This is a genomic window from Lysobacter antibioticus HS124 (genome assembly GCF_000336385.2).
GTDB classification, from domain to species: Bacteria; Pseudomonadota; Gammaproteobacteria; order Xanthomonadales; family Xanthomonadaceae; genus Lysobacter; species Lysobacter firmicutimachus.
This window is the reverse complement of record NZ_HG424483.1, coordinates 18909-32936: the sequence shown is the minus strand read 5'-3', so window position 1 is coordinate 32936 and position 14028 is coordinate 18909. Positions and strand designations below refer to the sequence as shown.

Genomic DNA, 14028 nt, shown 5'->3' with positions numbered 1-14028 from the left:
CCCCCCCCCCCGAAAACTAGGTCGCTATAGATCTCGCTCATACCCCGTCGAGCAGGTGGTCGAGCCCGTTGACCAGGAAGAACGGTAGGATCTCTTCTTTGCTCTTCAGTCCCAGCTTGCGCTTGGCGTTGTATTTGTGGGTCGCTACGGTCTTGTAGCTGCGGCCCAGGTCGATGGCAATTCCGTTCACGACCTTGCCCTTGGCCAGAGACAGCATCACGCTGCGCTCCATCGGCGTGAGCGTCGACCAGGAATGGTTCATCGCCGATGCGATATCGACGGCCGGGTCCACGAAGGTATGGCCGGCCGCAACCTGCCGAATCGCACGCAGCAGCAGATCGGGACTGCTGACTTTGAGGATGTAGGCTTTGACGCCCAGCTCCAGCGCGGCCAAGGCGAACAGGCCGTGCTCGTTCGAAGCATGCACCACCAGTTTGGCGTTTCGGCTGCGCAACACGGTCTGCCGCAACAAGGCAATGCCATTGCCGACTGCCGACATGCACGGATCGACGATGACCAGATCCGGGGCCTCATTCTCCAACCCATCCATCAGTTCATCGGCACTGCAAGCGAGCCGAACCGAAGCGAGTCCGTCCCCGTATTCTTTTTCGACCAAATCGCGCAAGAACACCCGCATGACCGGAAGCCGATCGGCTATGATGATCCTCTCGCCTCGCTTCATCCTCGCTGCTCTCCCGTTCGCGCGGCCGCCGGACGCTACCGCGCGATGCACCTGTCGACGCAGTGGCCGCGAACGATGCGGCGTTGCACGCCCCTCCCGGCACCAGCCGGCTCGACGACGATGCTCCCGTGGATACGTAGCCAAGCGAACGGCTTATATCGCCGATCACCCAACTGATTCGTCCGAACGACCCGGCCCATACGTGCTACGCACTCGTCCGATCCACCCAGCATCGCGCCGACCTGCGCAGGAACGGCTTCCGTGTCCGATACACCAAAGGAAGTGGGGTGGGCCGAAGCCCGCCCCCGCTTCATTCCATGGAAAGTCGATAGGCGATCGTCGATTGCGCACCGCCTCGCGCTTCCTTGGCGTGGCGCGCGAGGCGGACATCGCTGGCCGCCGAACCGATGACCGGGCCGGCATCGACGTTGCCGGTACCGTCGATGGAACACGTGCTTGTTCGATCATTCGTTTGGCGCGCGCTCGTTTCGTCGCTCCATCGGCTCGACCTCATTAGCGCACAGAGCCTGCAGAAATCGTATACGGAATGCTCTTAGGCGCCGCCATAGGAGTTTTCCCTATGTCCTTCGACAGCGAACTTGCTGAATAGTCTTAACGGCATCGCTTCAGCCGCCGGCGCAGGAACCAGCGCGGCTGTGTCCCGATACGACCGCCGACGCGAAGCGCACGGATGAAACGTCTCCGCGTATCGCGACGCTGCCCGGCATGCACCCGGTTCTGCGGATTCGCGCGCATTCGCGACGGCGGGCGCGTGCGCGGCGATCGCGTTCGGCATTCCGGCAATGCGGCCGCAGCGCAGCGCGCGCCGATGCTTCATATCCCCCAAAAACCACAGGAGCCACACCGTGCCATTCGCAGTCTATCGAGCCGATAACCGGGCTCCCGAACAGATCGCCGAAAGCGGATTCCAGGCCAGGGTTCCGCTGGATCCGTCGGCCGCACGACAACTGGTGGCGCGTGCGTTGATCGACCCGAATGCGCCGCTGAATCTGCCGAAAGCTCCGGGCAACACCATCGCCGAGTACTTCGAGCGAACCCGGAACCAGCCGACGCTGGTCGGACTGCCCGCGCTCTACGACCAGATCCGCAAGGAAACCAGCGCCACCACCATGCATGTGTCCACCTCGCCCAACATCGGCGTAGGCGGATTCGACCATCGCAGGCATCAGTACCTGATCGAGATGCCGCTCGACCGGATGTACGCCTGGGACATCGATCCCACACGCAGAACACGGATCGTCCAGGAACCCAGGGAAATCCACTCGCTGAGCGATGCGCATCCGGCGCCCGACCCGAAGACCGGAATCGGGTCCAGCAAGCCCGTCCTGCTGACCGATAGCGCCTCCATCGACAATGCCGCGATCATCGCCGTCTACAGCCCAAATGGCGATGGCGAAGTCGCGTTCCTCACCGGCCTGCCGGAAGAGTGGATCACGCGTACTCGCAGCCTCGAGCAGAACGGCCCCTGGCACGTCATGCCGCATGCCGGTCCCGAGCTTCCGCCGGCGGCGGACGCCGCGGTTCCGGCGAGCGCGTCGCCCGGGACGACGAACGGCAGCGCCCCAGCGGTCGCGCCGGACGCAGGCCAGGCCTTCGGCTATGAACATCCTTACGCCGATCCGGCCAATCCCATGCACGCGCTGTACGGCCAAGCGCTCACCGGCCTGGGCCGCAATCCGCTCACCGCGACCATCGGCGTGCCGGAAAAAACTCATAATGCCGCGGCTCTCGCCGATGCCGCGCACAACGCCCAGCCACCACTGGATCGGATCGACTCGGTGGAGCCGGGCAGGAACGGCGGCCTGTTCGCGATCCAGGGCAGTGCCCACGAACCGGCTCATAAGTATGCGTTGCTGCAGTCGCCCGCCGCGCTGCCCGCCATTCAATCGGCGCGGACCGCCGCCGAGACGACGCAACCGGCCAGGATCGAGGCCGTCGCCGAGCAATCATCGGTGAGCGCATTGCGCAGCATGTTCGAATCTCCTCAAGCACCGTCCGCGCCGACCCTGGGGCCGCGCCGGTATTGAAGCTTCGCCGGCTTGAGAGGTCAATCCCGCGAACGGGATTGACCTTGCAACGAAGTCGAAGCCGATCGCGAGCGACCGGCCACAACGATCACAGCGGTTGCAGCGCCGGTCGTTCGCGCGGGAACGCGTTGCACCAGTGGTTCCGATCCGAGGTGACGGCGCCCCAGGCGTCGACGTAGGTCTGACTGCCGCACGCCAACGTGCGCCCCGCGGCCGTGGCGGTGGCAATCAACTGGCGCAGATACTCGCGATCGGTGCGGGGCAGCTGGTAACACTCTGCAGGGCGGCCCTGGGGCGTGACGCAGACGGCCTTACCGGCGCCATCGAGGGACAGCAGCGTGTTGCGATAGAGATACCACTGCCGCTGGGGCGCGACCGCATTGACGACCGCCTCGGCGTTGACGATGCCCGAGCCGATGGCATCGTCCGGCACTACCGCGAAGCGCGTCGCGTTGTCCTTGATCAGGGCTTCGATCTGCGCCGGCGTCCGGGGAACATCGGCGACCGATTGGGCCAAGGCCACTACGCCGCCCACATGAGGCGCCGCCATCGAGGTGCCGCTGGAAGCGGCGTAGGATGCGACTCCCGGCGTGGTGAGGCCGGTATTGAGCGTCGAATAGATATCGGTGCCCGGTGCCGCCACATCGACGCTGGCGCCGAAGTTGGTGAACCAAGCAGCCGAACCGTCCTCGTTCGTGGCCGCGACCGCGATGACGTTCGCGCAACTGGCCGGCTGGAACTCGGCGGCATCCATGGCATCGTTTCCGGCCGCAACCACGACGGTAGTGCCGCGCCCGACTGCGCCATCGATAGCATCTTGCAAGACGCGAGGGCATGCACCGCCGCCACCGAGGCTCATGTTGACCACTTCGACCGTATTCTGGTTGACGGGAACGCCGGGAACGTCCCTGCCCGACGACCAGGTGATCGCGTCGGCGATATCCGCGAACGTGCCCCCCGCATCGGGCCAACACGCGAACCGGAACGATCTGGGCGCCGAACGCGGTTCCCGCAACGCCGGCCGCATTGTTCGCCGACGCGGCCACGGTACCGGCCACGTGGGTGCCGTGCCAACCGGAGTCGCGAACCCGGCAGAGATTCGCGTCCTTGTTCCAGTCGCCTTCGTCGGCAGGATTGTCGTCGCGGCCGTTGCCGTCGCGCGCGTCCGCGGCGTCGCTGACGAAGTCATAACCCGGAAGAACATTGCCGTTGAGATCCGGATGATCGGTAATGCCGGTATCCAGGACCGCGACTACCACGCCGCGTCCGGTCGCCCGGTCCCCAGGCGGGTTGGGCGCGAATGCCGTTCGCACCCGAGAAACCCCATTGGCGGCCGTAATGGGTGTCGTTCGGCGTCAGCGCGGGATACAGACGGCCATTGACCTGTACGTACTCCACGTTGGGGGCGGCCGCCAACTTACGCATGAGCGCTTCGGCTTGAACGCGGTCGAGCTTGCTGGAAGATTTCAGCAAGTCCGCTCCGACGGCCAGGCGTCGGCTGTGGCTCAAGGACAGCGAAGCGGTTCCGATCGCGCTCTTTCCCACTTTGGCGAGCGCGCTTTTGACTTTTGCGACGCCCGATCATTCCGCACTTCCTGCACGATACTTGACGATGAATCCGTCGTAGCGCTCCCCGGCTTCCAATCCCGAGGTGACCACCTGCCCGGCCAACGCCGAACAGGGGGAGCAAACCAGTACCGCGGCAATCAGAGACGAAAGACGGTTGAAGTCAAACGTATTAGATCCAGACACACGAATCTGCATTCTCGGTGCCGTTTGCGCAGCAGCTCGACGATGCGCCGGCCCGGTCGATACCGAACATTGGCAAATTTCCTAGCACACAGCCGAGATTCACCGACCGTTTACCGACGCGATGAACACCTTTACGCGCTCGCCACGGCGCGAGCGGCACTCGATTCCGATGCGACACGCAGATGGGATGTTCGCTATCGATCCGATGCGAACAGGGACGAGAAAATGGAATACCGTCGCTCACGTGCGACGGCGGTGGTTGCGGATGCCATGGACGGGCGCTTCGTTCCGTCCCTGGAAGCGAGGCGCATGGTGCAGAGTCCAGCGCACACATCGGCGACCGGCGGAATCGATAGAGCGTTCAGACAGAGCGAATCTTGAGATCGCCGTAAGACGGGGTCGCCGAGGATGGATGGCACCAGGAGCGCGACGTACGCGCTCCTGATCCTGAACCGGCAGCCGGACGCGACGTTCGCCGCCGTGCCGGTTCAACGCTTGGAGGCGTTCCCGGCGCGCTTGCCCGGCTCGCCGGACGGTGCCGCTCGCTCCGCATCAGCCACGGGCTCCGGCATCGCCGAGGAATGATGGTGCGCGATCAGCCATTTTTCGCCGTTCCATTCGTAGACGTAGGTGTAACGGGCGTGCACGGTTTTGCCGTCGGCGAACCGGAACGTGTAGGTCCCGACGTCCTGGGCGATGTTGCAGCCGATCTTCACGGTCCGGCTGTCGATCTTGCCGACCGGCTTGGCCTTGAGGAACTTGACGAAGTACTCGCGGATATCGGCCGGGGTCTTGCGCGGACGGTTTGAGACCGTCGCCAACAACACGCCGTCTGGAGCGTAGTTCGCCGCTACTTTATCGGGGTCGCCGGTACCGAGCGAAGCGTTCCAACGGTCGAACAGCGCTGCCACTTGTTGCTCGTTGACCCGAGCGCAGGACATCGGCTGTTGCGCCTTCGAGACGGCCGGCATCGGCGCCGTCGATAACAGGCCAGCCAGGGCAACGGCGGGTATCGCAATCTTCATACGTCTGCATCTCCGTGGGGAAGGTGCCTGCGGCGTCCCATGCCGCCGCAGCGCTAGCTCGTGTTGTGGTGGTTACGTATTTCGATCGACGCTGGCGAATCGTCGGCGCAGCTCGCCTTGACTCGACGCGGGCGATGCGATCCGCTGCAGGCGCCGTCGCCCGTCGACACGCCGACAGCGGCGCCGCTCCGACGGCGCGAAAGGCAGCATCGCTCGATGCGCGCCGCCCCGCCGTGCCTGCCGTCTACTTCGCGCTGGGTGTTTCTGCTGAGGCAGGAGCCGCGCCGGCTCGAAGTTCGGCGATGCGTTGTGCGAGGGCCTGGTTGCCTTGCTGCAAAGCCAGATTCTCCGCCGTGTAGCCGCCGGCATCCATCGCATCCAGGTCGGCACCGCGCGCGGACAGAGCGTCTAGAATCGCCGAACGGCCGAACAGCGCAGCGAACATCGCCGCGGTCTGGCCGGCCTTGTTCTTGGCGTTCACATCGGCGCCCGGGGCGTCGATGATGCGCTTGGCGGTGGCTTCATCGCCCTTGAATATCGCCCCCATCAACGCCGTGTTGCCGCGTACGCCGTCGCCTGCGTTGGGGTCGGCGCCGGCCAGCAACAGTGCATCGACCAACGGCGCATGGCCGTAGTAAGCGGCCAGGATCAGCGCCGTATTGCCGCGATCGTCGCGCTCGGATGCCGCCGCTCCCTGGGCCAGCGCCGCGCGCAACTCAGTCAGATTGCCGTCCCTGGCAGCGGCGAAGAGCCGGGCCTGGGCTTCCGTGCCCTGGGCCGCGATCGTCGCTGCATGTCCATTCGTTCCGTTGCCACCGGCGAACAGGGACACCGATGGAAGGGCGGCCAGAAACATGGCCAAGAAAGGAGTCAGCTTCATCTATGCCTCGCGATCCGCGGCGGACCGGCGCGACAGTGCGCGCGGTCGCCGCGTGACTTGCCTGTGGAAAGAGCCCGGAGCGGCGCACCGATGGGAGAGCGGCTTTTTTGCGCCACTCCGGGCATTGGAACGCGGCTCAACTCACTCGCGAATGCCGGCGGCCGTACGCTCGACCTTAGCGCGGTCGGCGTTCAGCGCGCGGGCGATGCGCTCGCCGTACTCGGGATCGGCCTTGTAGAAGTGCGCGAGCATGGTGTAGCGGACTTCGTCGCTGCGCACCTGGCCGAGATCGCCGGCCAGATTGGCGATGAGGTTATTGCGCTGCGCCGGCGGCAACGACCGGTAGAACTCGCCGGCCTGGCGGAAGTTCAGGGTCTTGGCGATCCGCGCCTGCTGGGTGCTTCCCTTCAGCGGCAGAGCGCTGGCCCGCTGTCCGGCCTGCTCCGGCTTCGGTTCGCTGCGGGACGGCTCGTAATTGACCGATCCCGTCCTCGCGCCGGCGTTCAGCGTGCCATCCTGGTTGTTGCTGACGACCGTGTTCTTCGGCGCGTTGATCGGCAGTTGCATCACGTTCGTGCCGACGCGGTACAGCTGAGTGTCGGAATAGGAGAACACACGCCCCTGCAGCAAACGGTCTTCGGAGGGCTCGATGCCCGGGACCAGGTTGGCCGGGGCGAAGGCGCTTTGCTCGGTCTCCTGGAACACGTTCTTCGGATTGCGATTCAGGGTCATGGTCCCGGCTTTGACTTCCGGCACGCCGGGCCACACCTTGGTCGCGTCGAGCGGATCGAAATCGAAGTCGTCGAGCTGTTCGGGCTTGAGGATCTGCACGTACAGATCCCACTGCGGGTACTGACCGCGGTCGATCGCCGCGATCAGATCCCGCGAGGCGTGGTTGAAATCGTTGGCCTGCAGCTTGGAGGCTTCGGCCGCCGAGAGGTTCGCTTCGCCCTGGCGGCTGTCCCAGCGGAACTTGGCATAGACGTAGTTGCCGTCCTGATCGACCAGCTTATAGGCGTGCACGCCGTTGCCGTCCATCTGCCGGTAGTTCGCGGGAATGCCGTAATCGGAGTAGACCCGCGTCAGCATGTGGGTCGCCTCGGGCACGTGCGAGAAAAAATCGAAGAAGCGGTTCGGGTCCTGCAGATTGGAATCAGGGGCCGGCTTCAGCGAGTGCACCATGTCCGGGAACTTCATCGCATCGCGGATGAAGAACACTGGCAGGTTATTTCCGACCAGGTCCCAGTTGCCCTCTGCGGTGTAGAACTTGGTGGCGAAACCGCGCGGATCGCGCAGGGTTTCCGGAGAATGGTTGCCGTGGATGACGGTCGAGAAGCGCACGAACACCGGCGTGTCGGCGCCGCTGGCGAAGACTTTCGCCCGGCTGTAGCGGCTCAGCTCGCCGGTCGCGACGAACTTGCCGTGCGCGCCCGACCCGCGGGCATGCACCACCCGCTCCGGCACGCGTTCGCGGTCGAAACGCTGCAGCTTCTGGATCAAATGCACGTCTTGCAGCAGCACCGGCCCGTCGGGACCGGCCGTCTGCGAATTCTGGTTGTCGCCTACCGGCGCGCCGTTATCCTTCGTCAGCGCGCCGGCCGCGGGCGCAGCGTAAACCGGAATGGCCGCAGCGAGCAGCATCGCGGCCAACAGCGACTTCCGCATTCTTGCGCTTTGCATCTTGGGCATACCCTAATCGTTCGTGAGCATGCCGCTCTCCCGTCGCCAGATTCGCCGCGCCTCGCGTATTTGTACAATCAATTGTTCCTAACGGTGCAATCGACCCTGCAGATCGACAAGCACAATCGTTCCGCCACCTAAGATAATTCTTAGTTGCGCACGGAACGAAATCGGACTATCTCGGACGCATGCTCCGCGTATTGCGCCGAGCTCGTGCCGGCGTAAAACATCTCGTGCGAGCTATCGGAAATCGAACCACCGGGACTTGTGTTCTGCGTTGCCAACGACGAGCCTATCGCGAAGTTTTCCGGACACCCCCCATGAATCTCGGCGACACCGTCGACGCGCTCGACAGAATGGATTTCACGCGCGACAGCCTCTTCGTCGGAGCCTGCACACAGGCTTGTTCGCCAAGGCGGCGCTGGCATCGGTCATGCCGATGATCGCCGAACTCGGAAGCCCGGCCATCGCCCTGGTTGCAGCGCCGCCTCCGCTCGGCGTCGCGGCGTCGGTGCTCTGGCGAGTAAACGCCCGCTAGGGCGACGCGCCGCACGACGCGCAGATATCGCTGGCATCGAGCGCGAAGGAAAAGCGGCGACTACGTCGCGTCCGGCGTTACACCGCACACGGCTCGATGTTCGTGGCCGCACGCATCGATACGACGCGATCGCATTCGAATGCCGATACGCGACCCGGCCGGCCGATCCACTGGACTTCGTTAGCGGTAGGTACTGCGCCGGCCGCGCCCTGGCCGCCGCCAGCGAATCCACTCTCAGCGCCACGACGAAACAAGGACACCAGCCATGCCGGGCCCGGACCGCAACGCCTCCGACGTATCCGCTGCCGGCCACCCAAGCCGGTCGCTGGTGGCTTCGGCCTTGTGGCCGATGGCGGTGCGCATCGGATTGGTGGTGATCGCCGCCAGCACCCTGACCCACTGGCACTTCACCCGGATACTTCGACAAGGCGCAGAAAGCACCCTGACGCACTACGTGCAGGAGCGTGCCCAGCGCGAAGGCCTCTGGTTCGACTTCATCGTCCGCCGGCAGATCCAGATGCGCGACGGCTACGCGACCCAGTACCGCGCCCTCGCCTCGAACCGCGACGGCTTGGCCGCCGGTGCCGCCGAGTTCGACAAGTGGTTCGTCGTACGAAGCGACGGTCGAGCCACGATCCGCCCCCTCTACTTCACCGGCACGACGGACGGCAACGGCGCCGGGCAGCGCATCCACGGCATGTCCGGCATCATCGATCGCGGCGTTCGCTTGACCGACGAGGTCAAGCTTCGGCACGCGCTGGCCGCCAACACGATCTGGAGCAACGGCCCTTCGCTCGTCAGCGAGTCCACCACTCCAAGCCATACGCCGTTCCTGGCGCTGTACTTCCTGACACCGGAACAGGGAGACGTCCAGTACTTCCCGGAGATCATGTGGGACCCGTACGCAAAGAACGAGGACTTCCGCTACGACGGCCACAGCTACTACGACCTGGGACTGCCCGCACACAATCCGGAACGGCGCACCCGTTGGACGTCCGCTTACGTCGAAGAGAGCTCCGGCATCCGGCTCGTCACCTCCGTCACTCCGGTGGATGTCGATGGCCGCTACCTCGGACATTTCGCCACCGACATCGAAATCGATACGCTGGACGCGCGGATCAGACGCTCCGGCATCGCCGGCGCAACGGACTTCATCATCGGCCATGACGGTTCGCTGATCGCACACGGCGGACTGACGGCCGCGCAACGACCGAAGCGCACGTCGCCCGATGTCGCCCCCATCGACGAGGCTTCACTGCAGAATCTTTATCGCCTGGCCCGGCTCGCCCCGACGGGGGCGGTGATGGACGATCAGGCCGGCGATCGACTGCTGGCGACAGCCCCCATCGGCACCACCGGCTGGAAGCTGGTTACCGTCTACCCGAAGCCGCTGTTGGCCGCGCCCGCCCGGGAGATCGCGCTGATCGTGTTGCTCATCGGGATAGCGTCTCTCGGGATCGAGCTGCTGGCGCTCCGCCGGGTCCTGAAAGATCGCGTGTCCGCTCCGATACATTCGTTCATCGCGGCAACCTCCCATATCGCCGCGGGCGAACGATCGATCGACGCCGCTCGCGAGCTGCCTGTCGCCCGCCGCGACGAGATAGGCGTACTCGCCCGATCATTCGCACGCATGGTCGAACGATTGCGGGAAGCGGCCGATCAACTGGAACATCGCGTGGTCGAGCGCACAAGCGAACTGCGGCAGGCGAACCAGGCCCTGGACGAGGCCAGGCATGAGGCCGTGCTAGCCAACGAGTCCAAAAGCCGCTTCCTGGCCAATATGAGCCATGAGGTTCGGACGCCGTTGAACGGAGTGCTGGGCCTGACCGAACTGTTGCAGCAAAGCCCGCTTTCGGACGAGCAGCGGCGATGGCTCGCGATGCTGAAGGACTCCGGCGAGTCGTTGCTGCGCCTGCTGAACGACATGCTCGACGTGTCCAAGATCGAATCCGGCCATATGTCCCTGCTGTCGGCACCGTTCAGCCTGCGCGGGCTGGTCGATTCATCCACGCAGTTGATGGCCGCCTACGCACAGCGCAAGGGACTGTCGCTGCACTGCGAGATCGAGCCTGGCATTGCGGACGATCTGCTCGGCGACGAGTTCCGGGTCCGGCAGATTCTGCTGAACCTGCTCAGCAATGCGATCAAGTTCACCGCGCAAGGCGAGGTGCGGCTGGTGGTGGCGCTGGACGCGCCTGAGCCGGAGCGCGGCATCGCACTGCGGTTTTCCGTCTACGACACCGGCATCGGCCTGCCGCCCGAACGCATCGAGCGACTGTTCGAGGCCTTCGTCCAGGCCGACAGCGGCATCGGCCGGACCTACGGCGGCACCGGACTGGGCCTGACCATCTGCAGCCACCTGGCCGGCATGATGGACGGACGCATCTGGGCAGAGAACCGTCCGCAAGGCGGCAGCGCGTTCCACGTCAGCTGCCGGTTCGACCGCGCCGCCCGACCGGCGACGGATCGCACGATCGACAGCGAACCGCTGCGGCCGGCCGGTCGCGCACGGCGGATTCTGATCGTCGAAGACAACGGCGTGAATCGCGTGATCGCCAAGGGCATCCTCGCCGCCCGCGGGCACACCGTCGAAGAAGCGGCCGACGGCCGCGAAGGGCTCGACGCAATGCTGGCCCACGCCTTCGACGTCGTACTCATGGACATCCGCATGCCGGTGATGGACGGCCTGGAAGCGACCCGGCGCATCCGCAGCATCGAACGAGCCAACCAGGAACCCAGGCGTCGGATCGTGGCGCTGACCGCAAGCGCCATGAACGGCGACCGCGAAGCCTGCCTGGCCGCCGGCATCGACGACTTCATCTGCAAGCCGTTCACCAGCGAAGAGCTGCTCGCGGCCGTGGAGGAGACGGAGCTTGCACGCCAGGCATGACGACATCGCAAAAACCGGCCCTACGCGACATCTCCGCCAGCCGTGCGAGATCGGCGGGCACGCCGCCTGCCCGGCATGGCGCACCGCTAATCCGGCATGACGCTTTAGCGTTTATTCAGGTGGTCCATAGCCATCCGGCCAAATCGACCGCCTGCCGTTGATCGGCCCGCCGGCCAACAACCACAAAGGATGCCGGCTAGGCAATCGTTCCTGGCCACGAAGTCGGTGGTTGGGCGGCATCAAGCAATACCCCTCATTTTCTGTTCCAAGGCCGGTCCGGGCGCCGGATCGATCAGAACAGCTTGTCGAGTCCGTCCTCCGGAAAACGTTCGCCCTACTCCGCCAACAACGCGATGATGTCCTCGTCACGACCCTATAGGTCTTTGACTTGGCCGCCGTCTTCGCCCTGCTTCAGCCTCGCTACGATTTCGCCCTCTGTGAACCTGCGCTTGCGCATCTGTGTTTCTTTGAGGCTAGCTTGCCTGGAGGCCCCTGGCGATGACTGGACCGAGCGTACGCAGAGACGACAAAGAGAAACGGCACCCATCAAGATCGCCGGGCAAGGAGGGCGGGCGAAGCCTTGCCCGCCCTCCTTTTTCGCTTTCGGTCACGGCAAGGTGTTCAATGTCGCCCGCACCGGCCTCGAGAAGATGAAGCCATCGCGCCGGTCCCAATTGATCGACCAGGTCATGACGCCGCGGAAGGTAGGATAAGCCTGCTGGGGCCGGATGGCTCCGCAACTTTGCAACCGAGTCAGACAGTTCAGGGCATTGGCGATCGTGGTCGACGACGCCTGTCCGCTGTTGGCCGAGGAGGGCCCCGAAGGCAATCCCAGCGCCACCTGGTCCGGCCGCAGGCCGTTGAAGACGACGCCGGTGCCGTTGTTGGTCCTGAACCCCTCGATCAGCATCAGGCTGGCGCCGACCAGCATGTCGACCGAGCCCTCGGGCAAGCCGCTCGTGCTGTACGGCGAATACAGCGCGCCGTTGTTGTAGTACTGCACGTGGATCAGGTCCAGCTCCTGGCGCAGTCCGTCGATGATGGGCAGATAGGCGCCCCAGATTCCGCTGTACGCGGCAAAGCCGCCCTGGACATACGGGTGCTCGGGCGCCATCGACAGGTAGAACGACGGACCGATGCGCGTACTGAGCTGCTTGATGGCCGTGACCAGGTTGGTCTGCACGGCCGCGCCGTGGTAGACGCCCGCGCCGCTTTCCAGGTCGATGTCCACGCCGTCGAAACCGTAGTAACGGATCAGGTCCTCCATGCTGTCGACGAAGTTGGCCACCTGCGTCGCATTGTTCAGGGTCACCGTGCCGTTCTGGCCGCCCAGCGACAGCACGACCTTCTTGCCGCGCGCGCGTGCCGCGGCCACGTCGGCCCTGAACTGCGCTTCTGTGCCCGCGCCCGGATCGACCGTGAAGCTGACCGCGCCATTGCCCGCGTCGTCGCCGAAAGCGACCACGATGACGTCGAAGTCGTTGGAGACTTGGCTGATCGGGAGGGTGGGCCCGGAGGGATTGGTGAAATTGTGCCAGTACCCCACCAACGCATGCCGCGGCAGGGTGTTGTCGCCACCACCGGCACTGGTGGTCGCGGCGATCTGCGTGCCTTGCGCGGAAGCGTTGCCGGCGTTGTCGCGAGCGCGCACACGGAAGGTGTAGGCCGTGGACGCGGCCAGGCCGGTGCTGCTGAAGGTCGTACCGGCAGGCGAGCCGACCAGGGTGCCGTTGCGGTAGACGTCGTAGCCGGCGACCCCGCTGCCGCCCGCGTTGTCGGTGGAGGCGTTCCAGCTCAGGCTGACGCTGGACGAGGTCACCGACGTCGCGACCAGGCCGGCTGGCACGCTGGGTGCGATGGTATCGGGCGTCGCAGTATTGACGGTGATGTTGGCCGCTTCGGAAGTCGTGGCGGCGCCCGCGTTGTCGGTCGCTACCGCAGTGATCGCGTAGCTGCCTGCCGTCGCATTGGTCCATGTCGCGCTGTACGGGGACGTGGTATCGATGCCCAACGAAGTGGCGCCGCGAAAGAACTGCACTTGCGCGACGGTGCCGTTGGCGTCGGCTGCGTCCGCCGTAACGGTGATGTTGGCGCCCGCAGCGAAGGTCGCGCCGTTCGCCGGCGCAGTCAGCGCGACCGTGGGCGGCTGGTTGCCGCCAGCGCTGCAGCCCCCCAAATCCTGATAATAGCCGCAGCTGGGGCAGTGCGTGGGCGGCGTATTCCAAATCGACGTCGTCGCCTGGTACAGCCGCCCCTGATAGACGAGCTTGCTGCCCGCGTTATAGATAGTCGACGCGTTCCATTCGGCGATTCCCGTGCAGCTGACGTTCTGCGCCTGCGCGGGCGACAGTCCGGACGCCAGCAAAAAGCCGGACAGCAAGAATCCTGTCAATCTGATGCTCATTCGGTGTGTTCTCCAGGTACCTGGTGGATAGGGAAGGAGGCGAGCGCGGAAGCGCCGGCCTTTTCGAGCCACGCGCGGCAAACCCGCTGCGGCGCGGCTGTTCCCCCCAGAGAACAATGACGGCAGTTG

Annotated in this window: 8 protein-coding genes and 1 pseudogene; 2 read left to right on the top strand and 7 right to left on the bottom strand. The window is 65.0% G+C overall.

The features are described from left to right. Positions 1-37: 37 nt before the first annotated feature. Complete coding sequence (locus tag TX83_RS08995) at positions 38-682, bottom strand: LuxR C-terminal-related transcriptional regulator (protein WP_079248136.1); 645 nt, start codon at positions 680-682, stop codon at positions 38-40. 866 nt (positions 683-1548) lie between these two features. Here TX83_RS08995 and TX83_RS08990 point away from each other — a divergent pair. After that, positions 1549-2730 (top strand): XVIPCD domain-containing protein, encoded by a 1182-nt coding sequence (locus TX83_RS08990; RefSeq protein WP_141233435.1) that lies wholly within the window; start codon positions 1549-1551, stop codon positions 2728-2730. An 88-nt stretch (positions 2731-2818) separates the two neighbouring features. Here TX83_RS08990 and TX83_RS24215 read toward each other — a convergent pair whose 3' ends face one another. From TX83_RS24215 to TX83_RS08970, 5 genes and pseudogenes are all read right to left on the bottom strand, one after another. Continuing rightward, positions 2819-3757: a S8 family serine peptidase gene (locus TX83_RS24215; protein ID WP_261370081.1), complete on the bottom strand. Its 939-nt coding sequence runs from the start codon at positions 3755-3757 to the stop codon at positions 2819-2821. Continuing rightward, a pseudogene (locus tag TX83_RS24210) lies at positions 3753-3989 on the bottom strand (S8 family serine peptidase); the annotation flags it as partial. The pseudogene TX83_RS24210 and the gene TX83_RS24215, both read right to left, overlap by 5 nt. A 981-nt stretch (positions 3990-4970) precedes the next feature. After that, positions 4971-5507 carry an SgcJ/EcaC family oxidoreductase gene (locus tag TX83_RS08980; protein WP_079248135.1) on the bottom strand — a complete coding sequence of 179 codons (537 nt, stop codon included), beginning with the start codon at positions 5505-5507 and terminating at the stop codon, positions 4971-4973. A gap of 244 nt (positions 5508-5751) precedes the next feature. Then, positions 5752-6387: an ankyrin repeat domain-containing protein gene (locus TX83_RS08975; RefSeq protein ID WP_079248134.1), complete on the bottom strand. Its 636-nt coding sequence runs from the start codon at positions 6385-6387 to the stop codon at positions 5752-5754. A gap of 141 nt (positions 6388-6528) precedes the next feature. Further along, positions 6529-8028 carry a catalase gene (locus tag TX83_RS08970; protein ID WP_261370083.1) on the bottom strand — a complete coding sequence of 500 codons (1500 nt, stop codon included), beginning with the start codon at positions 8026-8028 and terminating at the stop codon, positions 6529-6531. An 842-nt stretch (positions 8029-8870) separates the two neighbouring features. On the opposite strand from TX83_RS08970, the gene TX83_RS08965 reads away from it, so the two are divergent. After that, complete coding sequence (locus tag TX83_RS08965) at positions 8871-11495, top strand: hybrid sensor histidine kinase/response regulator (RefSeq protein ID WP_079248133.1); 2625 nt, start codon at positions 8871-8873, stop codon at positions 11493-11495. 607 nt (positions 11496-12102) lie between these two features. On the opposite strand, the gene TX83_RS24065 is transcribed toward TX83_RS08965, so the two are convergent. Then, positions 12103-13899, bottom strand: coding sequence for an Ig-like domain-containing protein (locus TX83_RS24065; RefSeq protein ID WP_186442561.1), 1797 nt, complete (start codon positions 13897-13899; stop codon positions 12103-12105). Positions 13900-14028: the final 129 nt, after the last annotated feature.

Excerpts from the sequence above, each read along its gene's own strand:
- TX83_RS08995 (WP_079248136.1), bottom strand. The coding sequence starts at position 682 with ATGAAGCGAGGCGAGAGGATCATCATAGCCGATCGGCTTCCGGTCATG.
- TX83_RS24215 (WP_261370081.1), bottom strand. The coding sequence starts at position 3,757 with ATGCGGCCGGCGTTGCGGGAACCGCGTTCGGCGCCCAGATCGTTCCGG.
- TX83_RS08980 (WP_079248135.1), bottom strand. The coding sequence starts at position 5,507 with ATGAAGATTGCGATACCCGCCGTTGCCCTGGCTGGCCTGTTATCGACG.
- TX83_RS08975 (WP_079248134.1), bottom strand. The coding sequence starts at position 6,387 with ATGAAGCTGACTCCTTTCTTGGCCATGTTTCTGGCCGCCCTTCCATCG.
- TX83_RS08970 (WP_261370083.1), bottom strand. The coding sequence starts at position 8,028 with ATGCTGCTCGCTGCGGCCATTCCGGTTTACGCTGCGCCCGCGGCCGGC.
- TX83_RS08965 (WP_079248133.1), top strand. The coding sequence starts at position 8,871 with ATGCCGGGCCCGGACCGCAACGCCTCCGACGTATCCGCTGCCGGCCAC.
- TX83_RS24065 (WP_186442561.1), bottom strand. The coding sequence starts at position 13,899 with ATGAGCATCAGATTGACAGGATTCTTGCTGTCCGGCTTTTTGCTGGCG.